The organism is Grimontia sp. SpTr1 (assembly GCF_947387585.1).
Classification (GTDB): Bacteria; Pseudomonadota; Gammaproteobacteria; order Enterobacterales; family Vibrionaceae; genus Enterovibrio; species Enterovibrio indicus.
Map to the genome: position 1 here is coordinate 151,860 of NZ_CANDOD010000005.1, position 23,700 is coordinate 175,559.

14 protein-coding genes are annotated in these 23,700 nt (G+C 49.8%); 7 read left to right on the forward strand and 7 right to left on the reverse strand.

Annotation, left to right across the window (positions count from 1 at the left end):
- Positions 1-117 precede the first annotated feature (117 nt).
- Positions 118-10,278, reverse strand: a complete 10,161-nt coding sequence (locus tag QL223_RS10395) for a S8 family serine peptidase (RefSeq protein ID WP_281544687.1) — start codon at positions 10,276-10,278, stop codon at positions 118-120.
- Positions 10,279-10,945: 667 nt separating this feature from the next.
- On the opposite strand from QL223_RS10395, the gene QL223_RS10400 reads away from it, so the two are divergent.
- Positions 10,946-12,001: an AraC family transcriptional regulator gene (locus QL223_RS10400; RefSeq protein WP_281544688.1), complete on the forward strand. Its 1,056-nt coding sequence runs from the start codon at positions 10,946-10,948 to the stop codon at positions 11,999-12,001.
- Between the two features lie 15 nt (positions 12,002-12,016).
- Here the strand turns inward: QL223_RS10400 and QL223_RS10405 are convergent, their stop codons facing one another.
- The 6 genes from QL223_RS10405 to QL223_RS10430 form a co-directional block, all read right to left on the reverse strand.
- Positions 12,017-13,039, reverse strand: coding sequence for a LacI family DNA-binding transcriptional regulator (locus tag QL223_RS10405; protein WP_281544689.1), 1,023 nt, complete (start codon positions 13,037-13,039; stop codon positions 12,017-12,019).
- 51 nt (positions 13,040-13,090) lie between these two features.
- Complete coding sequence (locus QL223_RS10410) at positions 13,091-14,284, reverse strand: Gfo/Idh/MocA family oxidoreductase (protein WP_281544690.1); 1,194 nt, start codon at positions 14,282-14,284, stop codon at positions 13,091-13,093.
- Between the two features lie 32 nt (positions 14,285-14,316).
- On the reverse strand, positions 14,317-14,973 hold the full coding sequence (locus QL223_RS10415) for a hypothetical protein (protein ID WP_281544691.1): 657 nt from the start codon (positions 14,971-14,973) through the stop codon (positions 14,317-14,319).
- Between the two features lie 5 nt (positions 14,974-14,978).
- Entirely contained in the window at positions 14,979-16,136 is a 1,158-nt protein-coding gene (locus QL223_RS10420; protein WP_281544692.1) for a Gfo/Idh/MocA family oxidoreductase, read from the reverse strand.
- A 167-nt stretch (positions 16,137-16,303) separates the two neighbouring features.
- Complete coding sequence (locus tag QL223_RS10425; RefSeq protein ID WP_281544693.1) at positions 16,304-17,308, reverse strand: sialic acid TRAP transporter substrate-binding protein SiaP; 1,005 nt, start codon at positions 17,306-17,308, stop codon at positions 16,304-16,306.
- Between the two features lie 321 nt (positions 17,309-17,629).
- On the reverse strand, positions 17,630-18,517 hold the full coding sequence (locus QL223_RS10430) for a helix-turn-helix domain-containing protein (RefSeq protein WP_281544694.1): 888 nt from the start codon (positions 18,515-18,517) through the stop codon (positions 17,630-17,632).
- A 119-nt stretch (positions 18,518-18,636) separates the two neighbouring features.
- Between QL223_RS10430 and QL223_RS10435 the strand changes: the two genes are divergently transcribed.
- Genes QL223_RS10435 through QL223_RS10460 form a run of 6 tightly spaced genes read left to right on the forward strand, consistent with a single transcriptional unit; the run spans position 18,637 to position 23,697 of the window.
- A complete protein-coding gene (locus QL223_RS10435; protein ID WP_281544695.1) occupies positions 18,637-19,698 on the forward strand; it encodes a 4-oxalomesaconate tautomerase in 1,062 nt (353 codons plus the stop codon).
- A 29-nt stretch (positions 19,699-19,727) separates the two neighbouring features.
- Positions 19,728-20,600 carry an amidohydrolase family protein gene (locus tag QL223_RS10440; protein WP_281544696.1) on the forward strand — a complete coding sequence of 291 codons (873 nt, stop codon included), beginning with the start codon at positions 19,728-19,730 and terminating at the stop codon, positions 20,598-20,600.
- Positions 20,601-20,618: 18 nt separating this feature from the next.
- Entirely contained in the window at positions 20,619-21,329 is a 711-nt protein-coding gene (locus tag QL223_RS10445) for a 4-carboxy-4-hydroxy-2-oxoadipate aldolase/oxaloacetate decarboxylase (protein ID WP_281544697.1), read from the forward strand.
- On the forward strand, positions 21,326-22,375 hold the full coding sequence (locus QL223_RS10450) for an amidohydrolase family protein (RefSeq protein ID WP_281544698.1): 1,050 nt from the start codon (positions 21,326-21,328) through the stop codon (positions 22,373-22,375). The genes QL223_RS10445 and QL223_RS10450 overlap by 4 nt, the downstream gene beginning before the upstream one ends.
- Positions 22,376-22,388: 13 nt before the next feature.
- A complete protein-coding gene (gene ligA, locus QL223_RS10455) occupies positions 22,389-22,826 on the forward strand; it encodes a protocatechuate 4,5-dioxygenase subunit alpha (RefSeq protein ID WP_039850619.1) in 438 nt (145 codons plus the stop codon).
- On the forward strand, positions 22,819-23,697 hold the full coding sequence (locus QL223_RS10460) for a class III extradiol dioxygenase subunit beta (RefSeq protein ID WP_281544699.1): 879 nt from the start codon (positions 22,819-22,821) through the stop codon (positions 23,695-23,697). The genes ligA and QL223_RS10460 overlap by 8 nt, the downstream gene beginning before the upstream one ends.
- The last annotated feature ends 3 nt before the right edge of the window (positions 23,698-23,700 follow it).

Consider the following 23,700-nt stretch of genomic DNA (forward strand, 5'->3'; position numbering starts at 1 on the left):
CGCGCCATCAAAGGGCTGTCCCACAAAATCCCAAGCGATCCCATTTAATCCCAATGTTTCATTAATAGTGGTGGGTTACAAAAACCAGACTGGGTTACCCAGTCTGGTTTGCTGCCATTAAAGAGACTCGATAAGGTCATCGACCCCATTCTTATTGGTATCTTGTCCGCCAAGTGCATCCCGCGCATCCAGCCTTCCGTCCCGATAGGTGTCAAAATCTGCGAAATTGGTACTGTCGATATCGAAGTTTGTACTATCGTTGCCGGGGTTAAGGCTCTCTAAATCGATGAAGTCTGCAATACCATCGTTATCACTGTCCGGCAGGTTTGCGACAGTGGCGCCAGGATCGAAGTTATCCACCGTAAAGTTGTTGTCCACATCTTCAAAGCCAGCTTCAACGACGTCTGGAATGGCATCGTTGTCACTGTCCAAATCCAAGTCATTGGGAATACCATCATTGTCCGAGTCTGCGACAAACTGCGCTCCGGGTAAGGGAGAGAGTAGGAAGCGACTGATTTCAACGGCACCGCTGTAGAAGCTGGAATCTACGTAAAAGTCAGGGGTTTCCCCTTCAAATACGTGGGTGCGCAACAGTTCGTTGTTTCGGAAATACGCAATGACACGATCGGCTACCTGAATGGAAAGGGTATCCCCAATCGCAATACCGCCAAATGAGCCTTTTGAAGCGCCACTCTCATAGATGTAGAGCGTGCTTCCAACGATGTAAAACGCATAATCGATATCTTGATAGCTGGCGGAAGTTTCATCTCTACCCAAACCTATCATGTTGTATGTGCCAAGACTGTCGACCAGAAAACTTAGCTGATAGTGCGAGCGGAAGCCGTATTCAGAAAAACGTTTAGAGTTTGCCTGGGACTGCCAATAGCCGCCGTTGCCAACCAAGGTTCCTTGGCTAAGGTTCGCATTGCCAGTAAGCACAGGCCAATCCGTTACGCTGGCATTGATGTTTGATTCCAGATTGTTGGCGATACCGTCGTTGTCCCTATCCATATCACGATTATTCCCGATACCATCCCCATCGGTGTCTGTGGTTTCAGAGGCATCCGTTGGGAAGGCATCGCTGTTGTCACCCATACCGTCTCCATCCGAATCCGTGGTTTCATTCGGATCGAACGGGAAGGCATCGTAGATATCTAACGTGCCGTCGTTATCGTCGTCATCGTCGTTCGGGTTGGAGAGTCCATCGCCGTCGGCATCTTCTGCACGATCGTCCACACCGTTGCCGTTAACGTCATTGCCGCCTTGTTCATCATTGCTGTCGAGTTTGCCGTCGCCGTTGGTATCGAAGGCAGCAAAGTCGTAGCCATGCATGTCGAAGGCAGTACCATCATTGGCGGCATTCTGGCTTTCCAAATCCAGATAATCAGGAATGCCATCGCCATCAGAGTCCGGGGCAGGGTTGACGGAGGCTTGCTGATCAATCGAGTCGACGGTTAAATCGCCGTCAGCATCAACCAGACCCGCTTCGATGACATCCGGGATGGTGTCATTGTCGGAATCCAGGTCCACATCGTTGGTTATTCCATCGTTATCTGCGTCCTTAGAAGCGCCTGAGCCTGAGAGTGGCGTAAGTTCAATGCCAGACAGCTGAATTGCCCCGCTGTAGAAGCTGGTATCAACATAAAAATCCGGTGTTGAACCGCTGTAATTGACACTACGTACCAGCGAGCCATTGCGGTAATAGGCAAGGGTACCGTTGTTCACTTCCAGCGCCAGATCATCACCTGCGGCGACCGTACCAAAGCTACCGATATACGCGCCGCTTTCATAGATGTAGAGGGTCGAGCCAGCGATATAGAAGGCGTAATCAATATCGGTATAGCTTGCTGAGCTTTCAGTGTTGCCCAGCCCGAACATGTTGTAGGTACCAAGAGCATCAACATGGAAGTTCAGTCGGTAGTTATCGGTGAAACCATAGCTGGAGAACCGCGCTGAGTTCGCCTGATAGCTCCAGCTTCCGCCGTTGGCTGAGAGAACACCGTTCGAGAAGCTGGCTCCGTAAAGCACAGGCCAGTCAACGATATCTGCCTGAGTACGGGATTCCAGCTCATCTGAAAGGCCATCATTGTCTTTGTCGATATCACTGTTGTCGCCAACACCATCGCCATCGGAATCTGTGGTTTCAGAGGCATCGTTGGGGAAGGCATCGGCATTGTCGCCCACGCCATCACCGTCAGTGTCCGAGGTCTCTGACGCATCTTGTGGGAAGGCATCCGAATTATCGCCCACACCGTCGCCATCAGTGTCTTTCGTTTCCGTGGCATCTGTTGGGAAGGCATCTGTGTTATCGCCGACGCCATCGCCATCCGAATCGGTGTCTTCATTCGGGTCGAATGGGAAGGCGTCGTTAACGTCTAAGGTGCCGTCGTTATCGTCGTCATCGTCATTCGGATTAGAGAGTCCATCCCCGTCCGCGTCTTCCGCGCGGTCATCGACACCGTTGCCGTTCACATCGTTACCGCCGAGCTCATCATTGGCATCGAGCTTACCGTCGCCGTTTGAATCGAAGGCAGCAAAGTCGTAGCCATGCATGTCGAAGGCAGTACCATCATTGGCGGCATTCTGGCTTTCCAAATCAAGGTAATCCGGAATGCCATCGCCGTCTGAATCCGGGGCTGGGTTCACTGAGCCCTGAAGATTGATGGCGTCAACTTGAAGGTTTCCGTCGGCATCAACCAGACCCGCTTCAATCACATCCGGGATGGTGTCATTGTCAGAGTCCAAATCGAGGTCGTTGGTGACACCATCGTTATCTGCGTCCTTAGAAGCGCCTGAGCCTGAGAGCGGAGTAAGTTCAATGCCAGACAGTTGAATTGCCCCGCTGTAGAAGCTGGTATCAAGGTAGAAGTCAGGCGTATCTCCACTGTAATTAACTGAACGGACAAGTGCGCCATTGCGATAGTACACAATGGTGCCGTTATTCACTTCCAGCGCCAGATCATCACCCGCTACGACCGTGCCAAAGCTGCCGATATACGCGCCACTTTCGTAGATGTAGAGGGTTGTGCCTGCGATATAGAAGGCGTAATCAATATCGGTATAGCTCGCTGAGCTTTCAGTATTGCCCAGCCCGAACATGTTGTAGGTACCAAGCGCATCAACATGGAAGTTCAGACGGTAGTTATCCGTGAAGCCATAGCTGGAGAAACGGGCTGAGTTCGCTTGATAGCTCCAGTTTCCGCCGTTGGCAGACAGAACACCGTTAGAGAAGCTGGCTCCGTAAAGCACGGGCCAGTCAACGATATCTGCCTGAGTGCGGGATTCCAGCTCATCTGAAAGGCCATCATTGTCTTTGTCGATATCACTGTTGTCACCAACACCATCGCCATCGGAATCCGTGGTTTCAGACGCGTCATTCGGGAAAGCATCAGCATTATCACCAGCACCGTCTCCGTCTGAGTCAGCGGTCTCGGTGGCATCGTCTGGGAAGGCGTCACTGTTGTCGCCGACGCCATCCCCATCGGTGTCTGTGGTTTCAGTAGCATCTGTTGGGAAGGCATCACTGTTATCGCCAACGCCGTCACCGTCCGAATCTGTGGTTTCGTTCGGATCGAATGGGAAGGCATCGTAGATATCTAACGTGCCGTCGTTATCGTCGTCATCGTCGTTCGGATTTGAGAGTCCATCGCCGTCCGCGTCTTCCGCGCGGTCATCGACACCGTTGCCGTTCACATCGTTACCGCCGAGCTCATCATTGGCATCGAGCTTACCGTCGCCGTTTGAATCGAAGGCAGCAAAGTCGTAGCCATGCATGTCGAAGGCAGTACCATCATTGGCGGCATTCTGGCTTTCCAAATCAAGGTAATCCGGAATGCCATCGCCGTCTGAATCCGGGGCAGGGTCGACAGTGCCTTGCTGATTTACTGAGTCGACTTTCAAGTCGCCATCAGCATCGGCTAAACCGGCTTCAATCACGTCTGGGATGGTGTCGTTATCAGAGTCCAGATCGACGTCATTGTTGACGCCATCCTGATCGGCGTCAGCGGATACACCGCTACCGGACATTGGCGTGAGGCTAATATTGCTCAGGCGAATTGCGCCATTGTAAAAGCTGGTATCAACGTAGAAGTCCGGTGTTTCTCCGCTGTAGCTTACTGTGCGGATTTCCTCGCCGTTACGGAGATAACGGATCGTGCCCTTGTTCACTTCCAGCGAGAGGGTATCGCCAGTAGCGACACTGTTCGCGCCAAAGTTGCCACGGTATGAACCGCTCTCATAGATATAGAGCGTGGTGTTCACGATGTAGAAGGCGTAATCAATATCAGGGTAATTTGCGCTGCTTTCAGCATTACCCAAGCCAAACATATTGTTGCTGCCCAGCGATTCAACCGTGAAATTCAGACGATAATTATCACGGTAGCCGTACTCAGAAAAACGTACTGAGTTCGCCTGATAGCTCCAGCTTCCGCCGTTAGCAGACAGAACACCGTTCGAGAAGTTAGCTCCATAAAGCACAGGCCAGTCAACAATGTCCGCTTTGGTACGCAGTTCTAACTCATCCGCAAGACCGTCGTTGTCACGATCGATATCCGAATTATCACCCACACCATCACCGTCAGAGTCTGTGGTTTCAGAGGCATCGTCCGGGAAGGCATCGGCATTATCGCCTACACCATCACCGTCAGTGTCTGTGGTCTCCGATGCATCTTGTGGGAATGCGTCACTGTTGTCGCCGATACCATCACCATCGGTGTCTGTGGTTTCAGTAGCATCTGTTGGGAAGGCGTCACCGTTGTCACCGACGCCGTCACCATCAGAATCGGTGTCTTCATTCGGGTCGAATGGGAAGGCGTCGTTAACGTCTAAGGTGCCGTCGTTATCGTCGTCATCGTCATTCGGGTTCGACAGTCCATCCCCGTCAGCATCTTCGGCTCGATCATCGACACCGTTGCCGTTCACATCGTTGCCGCCGAGCTCATCATTGCCATCGAGTTTGCCGTCGCCGTTGGAATCGAAAGCAGCGAAGTCATAGCCATGCATGTCGAAGGCCGTGCCATCGTTTTCTGGGTTTTGACTTTCCAGATCGAGGTAATCAGGAATACCGTCACCGTCTGAATCCGGGGCAGGGTCGACAGTGCCTTGCAGATCGACTGAGTCGACTTTCAGGTCGCCATCAGCATCGGCTAAACCGGCTTCAATCACATCAGGGATAGTGTCGTTGTCGGAATCGAGGTCAATATCGTTGTTGACGCCATCCTGATCGGCGTCAGCGGATACACCGCTACCGGACATTGGCGTGAGGCTAATATTGCTCAGGCGAATTGCGCCGTTATAGAAGCTGGTATCAACGTAAAAGTCCGGTGTTTCTCCACTGTAAGTCACCACACGGATTTCTTCACCGTTACGGAGGTAGCGGATATTGCCGTTGTTAACTTCCAATGAAAGCGTATCGCCAGTAGCGACACTGTTCGCGCCAAAGTTGCCACGGTATGAACCGCTCTCGTAGATATAGAGCGTGGTGTTCACAATGTAGAAGGCGTAATCAATATCAGGGTAATTTGCGCTGCTTTCAGCATTACCTAAGCCAAACATATTGTTACTGCCCAGCGATTCAACCGTGAAATTCAGGCGATAGTTATCGCGGTAGCCGTACTCAGAGAAACGTACTGAGTTCGCCTGATAGCGCCATGTGCCGCCATTGGCAGAGAGTTCACCATTGGAGAAACTCGCCCCATAAAGCACGGGCCAATCAACAATGTCAGCTTTGGTGCGCAGCTCTAACTCGTCCGCAAGACCGTCGTTGTCACGATCGATATCCGAATTATCACCCACACCATCGCCGTCAGAGTCTGTGGTTTCAGACGCATCGTCAGGGAAGGCATCAGCATTATCGCCCACACCATCGCCGTCTGAGTCAGTGGTCTCAGTGGCATCGTCAGGGAAGGCGTCACTGTTGTCGCCGATACCATCACCATCGGTGTCTGTGGTTTCAGTAGCATCCGTTGGGAAGGCATCACTGTTATCGCCGACACCGTCGCCATCGGAATCTGTGGTTTCATTCGGATCGAACGGGAAGGCGTCGTTAACGTCTAAGGTGCCATCATTATCGTCGTCGTCGTCATTCGGATTAGAGAGTCCATCTCCGTCAGCATCTTCCGCACGATCATCGACACCGTTGCCGTTCACATCGTTGCCGCCGAGCTCATCATTGGCATCGAGCTTACCGTCTCCGTTAGTATCGAAGGCAGCGAAGTCGTAGCCGTGCATGTCGTAGGCGGTGCCGTCATTGGCGGCGTTGTGGCTTTCCAAGTCCAGATAATCGGGAATGCCATCGCCGTCAGAGTCCGGGGCAGGGTTGACGGAAGCTTGCTGATCAATCGAGTCGACGGTTAAATCGCCGTCAGCATCAACCAGACCTGCTTCAATCACATCCGGGATGGTGTCATTGTCGGAATCCAGATCTACGTCGTTATTGATGCCATCGCCGTCTGCATCGGAGTTAATTCCCCCACCAGACAGTGGTGTCAGGCTGATGCCGCTCAGTTGGATTGCGCCGTTATAGAAGCTCGAATCAACATAAAAGTCCGGTGTTGTGCCGCTGTAGTCAACTGCACGGATTTCATTGCCGTTGCGCAAGTACCTGATGGTGCCGTTACTAACCTCCAGAGACAAGGTGTCCCCAACCGCAACACTGCCGCTTCCAAAATTGCCTCTGTAGGTACCACTTTCATAGATGTAGAGAGTGGTGTTGACGATATAAAAGGCGTAATCAATATCGGTATAGCTTGCCGAGCTTTCAGTGTTGCCCAGCCCGAACATGTTATTGCTGCCGAGGGCTTCCACCGTGAAGTTCAGGCGGTAGTTGTCATTAAAACCATAGCTGGAGAAACGGGCTGAGTTCGCCTGATAGCTCCAGCTTCCGCCGTTGGAAGACAGAACACCGTTAGAGAAGCTGGCTCCGTAAAGCACAGGCCAGTCAACGATATCTGCCTGAGTGCGGGATTCCAGCTCATCGGAGAGACCATCATTGTCTTTGTCGATATCGCTGTTGTCGCCAACACCATCGCCATCGGAATCCGTGGTTTCAGACGCGTCATTCGGGAAAGCATCGGCATTGTCGCCCACGCCATCACCGTCAGTGTCCGAGGTCTCTGACGCATCTTGTGGGAAGGCATCCGAATTATCGCCCACACCGTCGCCATCAGTGTCTTTGGTTTCCGTGGCATCTGTTGGGAAGGCATCTGTGTTATCGCCGACGCCATCGCCATCCGAATCGGTGGTTTCGTTCGGGTCGAACGGGAAGGCATCGTAGATATCTAACGTGCCGTCGTTATCGTCGTCATCGTCATTCGGGTTGGAAATCCCATCACCGTCTGCGTCTTCCGCACGGTCATCGACACCGTTGCCGTTCACATCGTTGCCGCCGAGCTCATCATTGCTATCGAGTTTACCGTCGCCGTTGGAATCGAACGCAGCAAAATCATAGCCATGCATATCGAAGGCCGTGCCATCGTTTTCTGGGTTTTGGCTTTCCAAATCGAGGAAGTCTGGAATGCCATCATTATCAGTGTCTGGGGCTGGGTCGACTGAACCTTGTAGATTGATAGTATCAACCGTAAGGTTGCCGTCCGCATCGGCAAGTCCAGCTTCAATCACATCTGGAATCGTGTCGTTGTCAGAGTCCAAATCGACATCGTTGTTAATGCCATCATTGTCAGCATCGACAGAGAAACCGGAACCAGAGAGCGGCGACAGCGAGATGTTTGAAAGCTGAATCGCACCACTGTAGAAACTGGTATCAACATAGAAATCCGGTGTTGAACCGCTGTAACTCACCGAACGTACCAGCGAGCCATTTCGGTAATAGGCAAGGGTGCCGTTATTCACTTCCAGCGCCAGATCATCACCCGCTGCGACCGTGCCAAAGCTGCCGATATACGCGCCGCTTTCGTAGATGTAGAGGGTCGTGCCTGCGATATAGAAGGCGTAATCAATGTCAGTGTAGCTTGCCGAGCTTTCAGCATTGCCCAGCCCGAACATGTTGTAAGTGCCGAGGGCATCAACTTGGAAGTTCAAACGGTAGTTATCCGTAAAACCATAGCTGGAGAAACGGGCCGAGTTCGCCTGATAGCTCCAGCTTCCGCCGTTGGCTGAGAGAACACCGTTTGAGAAGCTGGCTCCGTAAAGCACAGGCCAGTCAACGATATCTGCCTGAGTGCGGGATTCCAGTTCATCGGAGAGACCGTCGTTGTCTTTGTCGATATCGCTGTTGTCACCAACGCCATCACCATCGGAGTCTTTCGATTCGTTGGGGTCAGATGGAAATTCGTCGCTGTTGTCGCCGACACCATCACCATCAGAGTCCGTGGTTTCCGTTGCATCCAGTGGGAAGGCGTCGTTTTCGTCTAGAACGCCGTCATTGTCATCGTCATCGTCCTGAGAGTTACCGATACCATCGCCATCAGTGTCGTATTGCTCGTTAGGGTCAAGTGGTCGCCAGTCTTCATCATCGTTAACACCGTCACCATCATCATCGTTGTCGGCGTTATTCCCAATACCATCACCATCTGTGTCTACGGACTCAGTTGCATCTTTCGGGAAAGCATCTTCCTCGTCTGGAACGCCATCATTGTCATCGTCGGTGTCGACGTCATCGAGAATGCCATCACCGTCTGTGTCTCTGGTGACGGATTCAACGAGGGTTTTCATATCCAGAATACCGCCTGTTACTGTTAAACCAGACCAGGCTGCAACAGGGCGGGCGGTGTCCATCACCAGTTGTTTAATTTCGCGATAAGTCATGCTTGGGTCTAACGCCCAAGCCAGTGCGACGGCGCCCGTGACCACAGGGGTGGCCTGAGACGTGCCGCTGAACCCGGAATAGCCGCCAGAGGAATTTGCCGTGTTAAATTCGGTGGGCGCTGCAATATCAACACTCACTGCACCGTAATTGGAATAGCTGATACGACCTTCGCCTTGGTTGGAGGCTGCAATACTTAGAATGTTGTCGTTATCGTAGGAGGCGGGGTAGACGGGGCTGTTATCAATGTTGCTGTTAAAGTTGTGCGAAGCAATCACCATAAGGTGATCATCACTTTCAATTTCGGTAATCAGATCTTTGAAAGCCTGACTGTAGTCGCCGCGTATGCCCCAACTGTGGTTTGAAATCCGAGAACCTTTGTCCGTGGCATAGCGAAGAGATGCCATCGCGTCAGATACTGCGGCAGAAAAACTCAATGGACCACCTGTATCCATCAATTGACACTTCCAGGCACTACCAACATAACCAATGCCGTTGTTGCCTTCACCACAAATGGTGCCGGCTACTGGGGTGCCATGACCGCCAAAGACCTGATTGGTACGACCGTTGATATCATCGACAATACCGTTACCGTCATCATCGACGCCATTGCCGGCAATTTCATCCGGGTTAACCCAGAAGTTATTACGAAGATCTTCGTGACTGCGCAAGATACCCTGATCGTACACGGCGACAGGGCCAATAGCAGAAGCGTCGGTCGTGGTTTCCCATGCTTGATAAGCGCGCAGTTGATTGAGCCACCATGCAGTACCATTGCTGATCCCTGCATTTGATTCGTTTGGTGCCAGGGCCCACTCAATCAGGTAATCAGGCTCCGCAAAAGCCACGTTAGCGTGAGCATTTGATGCTTCGAGTGCTTGGGCAAACGTCAGCTCTTTAGGGATCTCGTATACATGAACCGCTGTGGATCGGTTAGCTGGGTCAATACTGCGTAGATGGGAAAAACCTATGTCTTCCAGCGCGGTTAAAGGCTCCGCACTCTCAGTGATTCGAACGGTCAGCACATCGGGTACATGCTTTGATTCAACCATTCGCGCAAAAGTCGGCAACAGAATGGGGTTACGTCCCTGGCTGACATGATAGCTTTCAAATTTTATCCAGCCCGGGGTTCTGGGCTGTGCTAGGTGAAGCGTAATTTGATTGCGCCAATATTCGCTATTTGGATAGTTTCGCAATGCCTCTTGCAACCAAGGTCTTTCCGCATTGATAGGATATTCCACCCCATTTCCAGCGAGACTTTGTTCAAATGGAATTCTTGGAATCGTTGAGTCAGCGTTTGCTGTTGAAATAGGTGATGATGGCGTGTTGAAGGATTCTAAACCATCGAAAAGATAAGCGTTGCTATTGGATGTCGGCTTGCTGAGATCATTTATCGCAATAGCGGTAAGTAAGCAAAAGGCAATGGCAGAGAGCGATACTGCCGTTTTTTTTATTACTTTTCTGAAGAGGGCGTGAGATTTCTGGTCAGTGTCTGTATGGCTATTTTTCTTTTCCACAGTAGATACCTTTTGCAAGTAATAGCTAATTGATAATTAATTAGTTTTTGTTCTTGTGTGACCTGGTTCTATCCATTGTAGGTATGAATTTATAATTAATTAGTGATGAAATTATCCTAGTGCTAGAGATTAATTTTACCGTGTAGCAGTTTTACGACTTGGCCTGTTTATATTCTTATTGTTATTTGGAAGTTGTATCTTTAGAAAGTGCTTAATTAATGTTTTTAGTTTTGGTTCTGCTAATGCTTATCAATTATTAGATGTGCTAAAGGTGTCTGAAATTTGTTTTTATCTTTATGTGAAGATTTATCTTATTGAGGTTCACGATATTATCTAATTACCACAATATCTATCAATGCATTAAAATGCATATTGACGGGATGTGGAATAAATGTGCAAATGGAGTGAGATCATACAAAAGTATTAGTTCAAAAATCTGATGAAAAGTTGAGTTCTGACGTTTGACCATCATGTGATGGACTTCTTGTTAATGTGTTTTGTTGCACATGGCATGCTGTGTAACTTATTGATGTAAAATTGAATGGGCTTTGGTGAAGGTTAAAAATCAGTAGTTTTTAATATGGATTATCAGTCGAAACACAGTCAAACTTAATCTACAAATTTTATAATTGTTCGGTAACTTGCTGGGCGATAAAGAAAAGTGTGAATGATGAGTGCAGAATATTCAGCATTGAGTGGGTTCCTCATTCCGATCATTATGTCGATGAAAAAGTTTGAATTTGACGTTGAACCCACTCTGTCTCGATTCGGTATTTTGGAAAGCGAGGCAAACAATCCAGAAGGACGAGTGTCGGTTGATCGCTTGGGCCATCTTTTCGCTTTCTGCAATAAGAAAGTTGGAGGAAGAGCATTCGGACTCGATGTTGCTCAGAACTTCCGGCTCTCCACATTACACATCTTTGGCTATGCGATTCAGTCGTCATACAGCTTGAAAGACGCCCTAGAGCAATTCGCTAAATACCGCCGTATGCTCTCAAACAGCGTTCAAATCCACACGCGTGTCGAAAATGCAAAACTCTTCATTGAATTTGATGTTGAACGTTACAAAGACAGTGGCCGACTCGCGTTAACCCCACAGCTGATCGAAGCATTGAGCATTGGGGTGATAAGTCAATCCCGAGAGATGATGAGCGGGTATATTGGTCCTATTGATATCAAGTTCTCATTTGAGCCTTTCTCTGAACCCTGTCCAGAAGTGGCAAGCTATCTGTTAGAAAAGGACTGCACTGTTGAATATCAGTGCGAGAAAAATGCGATTGTGTTTGATCTCCAACTTGCCAGCCTGCAGTCTCCAGGCAGTAATCCTTTGATGAACATGGTTCACACTAAGCTGCTGAATACTTTCATGGAGCGTTTTGACCGTTCCAATATCACTTATCTTGTCGAAAACAAAATTGCCGAAGAGTTGCGTTATGGCAACCCTTCGCAGTCCAAAATTGCAGAGGAACTGGGCTATAGCCTTCGTAACCTGCAACGACGTTTGAGAGAGCAAGGAACGAGCTTCAAAGACATTCTTGAAGAAACAAGGAAAAACCTCGCCACAACGTATATTAAGCAACCTCAATACACGATCAGTGAAGTGGGGCATATGGTGGGCTTTTCCAACGTAGCAAACTTCAATCGTGCTTTTCGACGGTGGGAAGACTGTTCGCCAGGGGAATACCGAGAACGTTACTTTTCTAAGGGGCGGCTGACGGCCTAGTGCCGTCTACGTGAGTTAAGTGTTTTCGCTGGTGTAAATAAAGAAAGGAAGCACGCTCATTTTCTTTTGCTGTCCTTCTTGTTGTTTGAGACTGGTGAACATTTCCACCGCTTTTTCAGCCACTTGATCAAAGTCGGCAGACAGCACCATGTCTACACCGCCTTGAAGTAGTTCTGTCTTTGCTTGCGCCGTGAGTTCGGTAGAAACGAAGAAAGGCCGTCTGTCACCGCCGTATTCAATAATGGCGCGCCGAATACCACTGGCGCCGCCACCCGCGCTGAAAATCCCAACCAAATCCGGTGTTTCACACACCAGTTTCTTGGCTGCTTCATAGGCTTGGCTGTCGTCATCTGAACTGACAACGGATTCTAGTATTCTGAAAGCAGGCGCTTTTTCGCGGAAATAACTGCGGAAGCTGATTTCCCGATCTTGCTGACTGAGGTATCGGTGGCTACCAATGATAACGCCTACGGTGCCTCTGTCCCGACAGAACCGATCCATCGCCCACGCCGCTGTTCTTCCTCGCGTCCGGTTGTTGGTTCCAACAAAGCCAGCGAGATTATTTGCCGATAGATCGGAGATTATCGCGACCACAGGTACATTCTTTTCTGCCAGCTTGTCGATGGCTTCTGCAACGAAAGGATGATCGATGGAAGTGATGGCAAGGACATCCACTTTCTTGCCGAGTTTTAGCATTCGCGCTGCAATCTTCTCCGGCTCGAGGCTGTCAAACGTTTCTATAGTCAGCTTCGAATTGGTATTTTCCAGCTTGGCTGATTGCGCTTCAAACGCCTCACGCAGCAGGTGGGAGATGTTGCTTTGCAACAGAATGCCGCAGTGTATCGAAGGGGACGGAGTAGCGCTTTGCGTTTCAACAAACGCAGCAGGGGGACGCCAGCCTAACTCTTTTGCTGCCGCAATGATGCGGTTCGCTGTGGCACTTTTTACCGGTGCACGCTGGTTGATCACCCTATCTACCGTGGCGACACTCACTTTCGCGTACTCAGCGATTTGCTTTATTGTGACTCGCTTTGCCAATCGCGCCCCCTAACATTGTGATTGGCGGAGCGCTCGCTCCGCCTTATTTAATTATTGGCAACTTACCCATGCGCCGCCCGACGTATTTGATTCCACGGATGCTTCGATGAATCTCACGCCTTTGGCGCCATCTTCTACAGTTGGATAACTGAGCCAACCTTTAGGTGCAGAAACCCCGTCTTTTCTTGCGGCAACAGCCATCGCAAACTCGGTGTAAAGGTTTGCCCATGCCTCAATCAAGCCTTCCGGGAAACCACGGCCGGTACGAACAAAGCGTTCAACAGCAGGGTAGATACCATGGCCTTGGCCACGGCTCAATACACGATCGGGTTCACCATATTTGTTGTATTTGAGTTGCTCGGCATTCTCCATATCCCACTCGATGCCACCTTCACTACCAAAGACACGAAGACGCAATCCACCGCGGTTACCCGAAGCGATACGCGTTGCCATTAACGTCCCCGGTACATTGCCTTCGTAGCGGGTCATCATAAAAACAGTGTCTTCCAAGGGTTTTGGTGCGCCGCAGACATGCATTTCAGCGCGAAGGTCGGTCATATCCAGCCCCGATACGAAAGTGGCGAGTTGGGCAGCATGAGTGCCAATATCACCGGTACAGCTGGTGGATCCGGACTTCTTAGGGTCTAAGCGCCATTTAACATGCGCCGCTTCGCCAACATCATCAGGGATCATCCAGTCCTGCATAAACTCAACGTGGATTTGCACGACTTTGCCAATCGCACCGTTTTTTACCATTTCGCGGGCTTGTCGAATCATGGGGAAGCAGGACATCGCATAACAGACACCAAACACTTGTCCGGTAGATTCAGTTAAAGCGACTAAATCTGCAGCTTCTGAATACACATTGGTGAGCGGTTTATCACAGAGCACATCAATACCCACATTCAGAAACGCTTCTGCTGCTTCAAAGTGAACATGGTTCGGCGTAGTAATCATTACTGCATCAATGCCATCCTCGCGCTGGGATTCTTTCTCTGCCATTTCCTGATATGAGGAATAGCATCTGTCTTCCGGTAAAAACCACTGTGCACCTCTTGCCTTGGCTTGCTCGGGATCGGAAGAAAGCGCACCCGCTGTGATCTCCCATCGATCGCTCAGTCTCGCTGCCATCGCTTGCGTCACTGCAATACGTCCGCCACCGACAACGCCAATTCTCAATCGACGCGAGAGGGCAGGGAAAGCACCGTCAAAATCTATGTTTTCTGGTAGTAATCGTGTTGCCATTTTGAATCCTTTTTCTGGGCTTAACGTCAGGTTTATCTTGGGATGGGATTGCCGGACGTTAGAATTTCAATCGCCATAAATATACCTGGCGTAATAGTTTCGTATTGGTGCCATGGGTAATTCAGCTCGGCATCAAACATGGGTTTGTGCGTACAACCCGGTGCCATGGTTTCTTCGAGAAACAGTGTCGATATGTCTTTTTCGCGGCACTGCTGCATTTTCCCGAACCCAACGATTTGGGTATGCACTTCCTGAGGCTCTTCGCCGCCCAAGTGCACATGGTTTTTGTGAAGTCCCACATTCAAAGGCACAGTAGACGCGTGATACATGCTGAACTGGATGTTGCCGACAGCATTTTTTGGTGACATATAGTGCCCAACGCCTTTTAACCTTTCTTCACGACGAATCTCATAAGCCAATGGCCAGGTGTTTCTTACCTTGTCCAATAGTGCATTTTCATCTTCAAAATCATCAAAGCGTTCCACCAATACACACTTTTCTACGTTGAACAGCGTGACATCGGTGGCGATGATGGACTGAAACGGTGCCAGCCACATGCCGGCCGCATATAGCTGAGATTCAGCGAGATTCAGGACGATAGTTCTTTCAGTAATGACGATTTCTGGTTCATCAACGATGTACTTCACGGTGAAAAACGGTTCCGCAAAATCCAGTGTTTCAAGACTCATGGTGTTCATGCTCCGTTTTCGCTTTTAGGGAAATCTTCAGGTAAAGCGCTTGGTGATTCACAGCGGCTTTTTATCTCGACAAACTGTCCGGTTTTGGCCGACTCAAGAATGCCAAACATCACTTCACAAACATGCTGAGCAAGTTCACCACTGGCGCGGGCTGGGCGCTGATTTTTCACCGCATAAGCCAGATCAAGCAGGCCAAGGCCGCGGGCTTCTTGATTAAAACCGTGGGTGTTCTCTGCTACCGACCAAAATTCAAGGTTAGGCGTGCGAGGGCGGTAAACCCAACGGGCGGTTTCGCGTGTTTTGTAGAGCACCTGACCGCCAAAAATATTGAAGCCGTCAGTGGGGTCTGGGTCGTTGATGCAAAGCGTCCCTTTTTCGCCGTAAATTTCCATGCGCGGTGTTTGTGAGTCCCATACATCGAAACTGGCCATTAGTGAGCCCTGAACGCCGGATTCAAACTCCAGAAGGGCGTTGATGTGAGTATCAACATTAACAGGAATTTTTTCGCCAGCACGCGGCTGTGATTCAATCAAACGCTCATCCAGCGTCTTTTTGGCCAAACCACAAACGCGGGTGATTGGACCAAGAAGAGCAACCATGGCTGTCAGATAGTAAGGCCCAAGATCCAGCAGAGGGCCACCGCCATTTTGATAGTAAAAATCCGGGTTTGGGTGGTGACGCTCGACGCCTCGGGTTGGGACAAACGCCATCACTCCGGTGGGCGTACCAATCACACCTTGGTCCATCAGCTTTTTACAAGTCTGGAGTCTTCCACCAAGGAAGGTGTCTGGTGCATTGCCCACGTAAAGGCCTTTTGCCTTAGCAAGGGCGAGAATTTCTTCTCCATCCGCTAAATCAGTCACGAACGGTTTTTCAGAGTAAACGTGTTTTCCAGCGTTCAATGCGGCGATAGAGATCTGCGCATGAGCGGCGGGAATCGTAAGATTCAATACACAGTCAATAGAAGGGTCATTAATGATTTCATCAGGCGTGCAGACACGCGGGATGTTGTAGGCTTCGGCTTTTTGTTTTGATTCTTCGATGTTCAGGCTGGCACAAGCGACAATGTCGATGAAGTCGAACTTCTGACAGGTTGTCAGGTACTTATCGCTGATGACACCACATCCGATTAAGCCGATTCGAAACTTTTCCATGTTTGTTCTCAGTGCTGTCTTGGGGTTTACGTTTGGTGTTGTTCACCATCCTCAAGATGCTCGAACCCAAAGCGCACAAATGGCACCTGTTTCATTGCTCTAAGAGGGAGGTGAGTTAGGCACCGCAGCGATACTGCTGCCACGATGCCCGGTTTACTTCGTTGGAATTACAGCGCGTTGATTTTGTCCAGCAGACCTTCTGGCCATTGCTCAGAGTAATCAGAGTTCAGGTAAGCGCCTTGTACAGTTTCCTGGAACGCTTTCAGGTTTGGTTCGTACACTTTCAGGCCTTGATCTTTGAAGAACTGAACCAGTTCTGCTTCAAGTGCAAGCTGCTTCTGACGTGCAGATTCTGCCGCATCATCAGACGCTTTTTGCAGCGTTGCTTGCTGCTCTGGCGTGAACTTGTCCCACACTTTCTTCGAGATAGCGATGTAGTTCAGGTCAACCAAGTGACCGGTCAGAACGATTTGCTTGGTCACTTCGTAGAATTTCGCATCTTTGTCGGTTGGCAGTGGGTTGTCTTGACCGTCAACCGCGCCAGTTTGCAGCGCTGTGTAGACTTCTGCAAAAGCCATTGGTGTTGGGTTTGCGCCCAGTGCTTTACCCAGGAACTGCCATGCGTCACTGCCTGGCATACGCAGTTTCACGCCTTTCAGATCCGCTGGGGTTGATACTTCAAAGTCTTCACGAAGGTTAACGTGGCGACGGCCGAGGTACATGACGCTCAACAGTTTCACGTTAAGGAGATCTTCTGCTTCTTCTTTCAGGTCATCCATGAAGTCTGCAGCGAACACACGCTTCTGATGTTCTGCATCACGGTGTACGTAACCTGCCGAGAAAATGGAGAAAGCAGGAATAAACTCGGCAAGCTCCTGTGCGGAAGTGATGGTCATGTCCAGGTTGCCACGGGCAATGGCTTCCAGATCGGTACCTTGTTTAAATAGTGAACTGTTCCAGTGTCCTTCGAACTCAGCAAAGTCGGAAACGGCTGGACCGAAAACTTCGGTCATCGCAACTGCGCGTTGGTCAGTCGCAGATGCTGAAGCAGACATTCTCAGTTTGGTGTCTGCTGCGTGTGCGAAAGATGTTGCGCCCATTGCAACGACCATCGCTGCTGCTGTGAATACTTGCTTCAGTTTTGGTCGTGCCAATAGTGCTGTCGATTTCATGCTTTTTACCCCTGCATTTGTGTTGTTGGTTTGCATTCCATTCCGTTTCATTATTGGTCTTGTTAATTTTAGTTAGCAAGATGTTAACAGTATTTTAAATGAGACAAATCAATCATGGAAAATGAAAGAAAAACATCATTATTTGGTGGGTGTTTAAAAATGCAGACAGGAAAATGGTTAACTAATAAATTGATTAGTAAGCCTTTGAATAGAAACTTGGACGAAAATAAATGATGTATTTATTTCTTATGTCGTTTGAAAAAATACGTCATAAAAAAGCCAAAAAAAATTTTTCACCTTCATTTAAGCGCATAACGAACGCTAAATTTGACGCTGACTTTCCGCTACCCGCGTTTTGAATTGCTTAGGGGCTTGTCCGGTATGTCTCTGAAAAAATCGCGAAAAATAGCCGGGATCTTTAAACCCAAGTTGGTAGCCAATCTCTTTGGCTGACAATTGAGTGAAAACTAGCAAGCGCTTTGCCTCATCCAGTAAATGCTCGTGAACAATGGCTAAAGCTTGTTGACCTGCTGCACGCTGGCAGACGCGGTTGAGTTGTCCCTGACTCAATCCCAACGCCTCAGCATATTGGCTGACTTGCCAGTGCTCGGTGGCATGTGTGTCAACCAATCGGACAAAGCGCTCAAACAGGGCGGTTTTTCCATCGGTATTTTCCTGAATGTCACTACGTTGCCCGTGCCGCGCTAACATCACGAACACAATCTTCAAGTAAGCGCCAATGATAGAAGCCTGACCAATCTTGGGTGTGTGGAACTCTTCGAGCAACCGATCTCCCATTCGGGTGATCTCTCCTTCATCGGTGTCGACAGTGAGTGGAATCACCATAGGTTCACGAAACAGTTGCGCGAGTCCCTGCCTTTCAGCGTCGTTAAATAAACTCATCATGAAAGGGTGGGAAACAGAAACAATAAATCCGGTCACGCCGGGCTGGTGCGCGAAGCCGTGGACTTCTTTTGCAGGAATGGAAAGGACACAGCGACCATGGTATTCGGCATTTCTATCGCAAATATGCGCATGCATGGAACCGGATTCAAGAATCATCAGCTGGTGGAGGTTGTCATGGCGGTGTGGATGAATTTCCCAATTGTGCTTGGGCAAAGATTGCTCCAATCGCGCGATGTGCATGTAGTCCGGCGCTGTCTCGGGAAGTTCTTCGCCATAGAGAAAGTAGTGGGGGATATCAGCCATTCAGTACAACCTCAGGAAAACAGAATGTTAAAAATGTACAACAAAATGTAAAGAAGTTGAATTTATTGCGAGCGGAATCATGCCTATGCTGTTTTTAAAGCACACAAGGAAGGTGAGAGATGCTGGCAGTTCCCTATATGCAAATGCGCGGTGGCAGTTCTAAAGGGCTTTATTTTTTAGCCTCTAATCTGCCGAGAAATGAAGCATTACGCGATCAGGTTATTCTCGATGCAGTCGGTCGTGACGCCCGTCAGATAGACGGCCTGGGTGGAGGCCATCCGTTGACAAGCAAGGTCGCTGTTGTCTCTCCATCATCATTGCCCGATTGCGATGTCGACTATCTGTTTGTTCAGGTGGTCGTAGGAGAGAACCGGGTGGATACCTCTCCAAACTGCGGAAATATTCTCGCTGGTGTTGGTGCTTTTGCTATCGAAAACGGACTGGTAGATGCGCAAGACGGTATCACGACTGTGCGTGTGAATATGGTCAACAGCGGAAACCGCTGTGACCTCGACGTACAGACGCCGAATCAAAAAGTGCAATACGAAGGTGATGCTGCGATAGATGGGGTGCCGGGTACTGCAGCGCCTGTTATCTGCAACTACAAAGACATCGCGGGCTCGATTACTGGGAGCCTGCTTCCTACTGGAAATATCAAAGATACCTTCGATGGCGTCGAAGTCACCTGTATCGACAACGGTATGCCCGTTGTCTTGATGCGCGCTTCTGATCTGGGTGTGTCGGGTTATGAATCGGCCGACGAACTTAACGCCAACGAAACACTGAAAGCAAAAATTGAATCAATTCGTTTGCAGGCGGGTGAGGCAATGAATCTGGGGGATGTAACTGACAAAGTTGTCCCTAAGATGAGCCTGGTTGCACCACCTGTAGACGGTGGGCACATCTGCTCACGCACCTTTATCCCAAGAGTCTGCCACACCGCCATAGGTGTTCTCGGTGCTGTGTCAGTAGCAACGGCTGCTGCCATGCCTGGAAACGTGGCTGAAGGTATTGCTGAAATCCCGGCAGGAGATGTGAAGACGATTTCTGTTGAGCATCCCTCTGGTGAGTTTTCAATGACGCTAACGTTTGATGATCAAAACAACGTCACAAAAGCCGGGCTGCTGAGAACCGCTAGATTGCTCGCCAGAGGTGAGCTCTTTGTCCCTATCAACAAATAAAAACAACGAAAAGAATGAGGAGTCATGGAATGACCAAGCCAAGCTGTATGCCACCAGATAACAACACGCGAATGCCGCGTTTTGTAGCGCCGCCAAACTCGTGTGATGCACATTGTCATGTGTTCGGTCCTCACGCACAGTTTCCTTATGCGGAAACGGCGACTTATTGGCCGCCTGATGCAGGTAAAGATGCGCTGAAACGTGTTCACGACAAATTAGGTATCGAGCGTGCAGTGCTGGTTCAGGCGAGCTGCCATGGTCGCGACAACCGAGCCATGATGGATGCGATTGCATCAAGCAACGGAGCTTACCGTGGCGTTTGTATGGCGGATGACACCTTCACTGATAACGATTTTCAAGACCTGCATGAAGGCGGCGTTCGCGGCATTCGGTTTAACTTCGTGACCCATTTGGGCGGAGCGCCAAACCTGGAAATGATGGCGAGAGTGCTCGAGCGTGTGAAGCAATATGGCTGGCACTTGGTCATTCACGTGAATGCTGAGGACATCATCAAGTATGAAGATTTCTTCAACCGTATCGACATGACCATCGTGGTTGACCATATGGGTCGTGTACCTACCTCAGAAGGTGTGGGTCAGCAGGCGTATCAAATCCTGCTTGAGTTTATGCGTCGCGAAAGCTGGTGGGTGAAGGTATGTGGTTCCGAACGAATTGCAATGGCTCCTCCTTTTTACGATGCCGTGCCATATGCACAAGGCTTGGTGGAAGTGGCACCAGACCGTGTGCTCTGGGGTACCGACTATCCGCATCCTAATATTAAAAAACATATGCCTAATGATGCGGATCTGTTGGATCTCGTTCCATTGATTGCACGCGACGAAGCCACCCAGAAAAAAATTCTGGTGGACAACCCAGCAAGACTTTACGGATTTGATGACTAAAGACGCAAGGACAGAAGTATGTCTATGAGAACGATTCAAGGCGTGGCGGTTAAACACATAGAACGCGCCGATGCCAAAGTGATTGAAGGGCTGGCCGGTTGTGGCAGTGCAACGGTACACGAAGCGCAACAACGTACAGGCAACCTAAACCATGAACTGCGTCCGATTTACAAAGGCGCACAAATTGCGGGTAGCGCAGTCACTGTGCTGGCGCAACCGGGTGATAACTGGATGGTACATGTCGCTATCGAGCTTTGTCAGCCAGGTGATGTACTGGTGATTGCGACCACATCGCCATGTACTGATGGTTATTTCGGTGACTTGCTGGCGACCTCGGCACAAGCGAGAGGCGTGCAAGGACTGATCATTGATGCGGGTGTGCGTGATACCAAAGACCTGACGGAAATGAATTTCCCCGTGTGGTCAAAAGCGGTTTCCATCAAAGGCACGGTGAAAGCCACCTTGGGTTCCGTGAACGTTCCGGTGATTTGTGGCGATCAGCCAATTTATCCTGGTGACGTGATTGTGGCTGACGACGACGGCGTGTGCGTCGTACCGCGTAAAACTGCAGAAACCGTATTGGAATCTGCTCAGGCACGCATGGAAAACGAAGAAACAAAACGCGGTATGTTGGCGCAAGGCATTCTTGGGCTCGACATGTACAACATGCGCCCGAAATTAGAACAAGCGGGATTTCGCTACGTGGATAAGCTGGAGGATTTAGAATGAGCAAAGCACCTTTAATCATCGATTGTCACGGTCACTACACCACAGCACCGGCTGAATTGGGTGAATACCGTGAACAGCAGAAAAAAGAGCTCGCAATTGATCCTCTGTTTGATCACGTAAAAGGCATCGTAAACATTTCGGATGACCAAATCCGCGACAGCCTTGAAGGCGCACAGCTGAAACTGCAAAACGAGCGCGGTACGGATGTCACTATTTTCTCGCCGCGTGCAAGCTGGATGGGGCACCACATTGGTAACCAAACCACCAGTAAGTATTGGACTGAACACTGTAACGAGCTTATCTACCGTATTACTGAGCTTTATCCGCAGAATTTCATCGGTGCCGCACAATTGCCTCAGTCACCGAATGCGGATATGACAGCGAGTGCTGCCGAGCTGGAACGCACCGTCAAAGAGTTCGGATTTGTGGGTTGCAACCTTAGCCCGGACCCATCAGGCGGTTACTGGACGGCACCACCATTGGACGACAAGTTCTACTACCCAATCTACGAAAAAATGTGTGAGTTGGAAGTGCCAGCGATGATTCACGTAAGTGGCTGCTGTCACCGCTGTTTCCACACCACGGGTTCACACTATCTGGGCGCAGACACCACGGCTTTCCAACAGCTGATGATGTCGAAAACCCTGTTTAAAGATTTCCCGGATCTGAAGTTCATCATTCCACATGGTGGTGGTGCAGTGCCTTACCACTGGGGTCGCTTCCGTGGTCTGTGTGACATGATGAATCTGCCTTCGCTGACAGAAATCATCGAAAACAACATCTACTTTGATACCTGTGTTTACCATCAGGAAGGTATCGATTTGCTGTTGGAAGTGGTGCCAATCGAAAACATCCTGTTTGCCTCAGAAATGATTGGCGCGGTGCGTGGTATTGACCCAATGACAGGGCATTACTTCGACGATACCAAGCGCTACATCGATGGTTCTAAGCTTAACGGTGAAGACAAAGCCAAAGTCTTCAACGGGAACACCCGAGATGTGTTTGCCCGTCTGGATAACAGATTGAAAGAAGTAGGATTGATCTGAGGGGGAAATGGAAATGCGTGAACACAGAGATTACGACGATATTCCCGGAACCTATGTCTTTGACGGTGAGAAGTCGAGAGCCGGGTATCACCTCAACATGTTTTGCATGTCGCTGAACAAAGCTGAGAACCGAGACCAATTCCGTGAGAGCGAAGAAGCGTATATCGACAAGTTTCCTATGACTGCAGAGCAGCGTGAAGCCGTGTTGAAGCGCGATTGGCTAGGCATGCTGCGTCTCGGCGGCAATATCTATTACACCTTTAAAATCGCGATCTTTGATGGCATGACCATGCAACATGCCGGAGCGGCAATGTCGGGCAACGGCATGACCTTCGAAGACTTCAAGCAGATGATGCTGAATGGCGGTCGTTCGATCGAAGGCAACCGCAGCAAAGCGGAATGGGCCGAGTATTACGCCAAGCCTGAGAACAAGGAGCAGTACGATGGGTAAGATTGTTGGCGGTATAGGGACTTCACATATCCCATCGATAGGTGCAGCCATGGATAACGGCACCATGGTGGGTGAATACTGGCAGCGTTTCGTTAACGGCATTCAGCCCGTCCGTGATTGGATGGAAGAGGTGAAGCCAGACGTTTGCCTGATTGTCTACAACGACCATGCATCGGCATTTTCGCTGGAATCTATTGCGACCTTCTCCATCGGCGTTGCACCAAAGTTTAACCCTGCGGATGAAGGCTATGGTCCGCGTCAGGTGCCTGTGTGTGAAGGTAACAGCGAGCTGGCTTGGCACATTGCCGAATCACTGATTTTGGATGAGTTCGACATGACCATTGTGAATGAGATGGATGTCGACCACGGCCTCACCGTACCACTTTCCGTGGTTTACGGGCGACCAAAAGCATGGCCTTGTCAGGTGATTCCGCTGGCGGTCAACGTGGTTCAGTATCCTCAGCCAACAGGAAACCGTTGTTACAACCTCGGTAAAGCTATTCGCAAAGCGGTGGAAAGCTTCCCGGCAGAGACCAAAGTCGCCATCTTCGGCACAGGTGGCTTATCTCACCAATTGCAAGGCGAACGTGCAGGTCTGATCAACGTCGAATACGACTGTAACTGGCTGGATCTGATGGTGAATGAACCGGAAGCAGCGAAGAAAGTTTCCCACACTGAATACCTGCGCGAAACAGGCTCAGAAGGCATTGAAGCAATTATGTGGCTTGTAATGCGTGGCGCGCTCGATGACAAGGTAGATGAAGTTTACCGATTCACCCATGCCCCAGTGTCAAACTCGCATTATGGTTTGACGATTTTAGAAAATGCGAGTGACAGGGTCACGGAAGGTAAAAGAACTTTTAAGGAATAGACA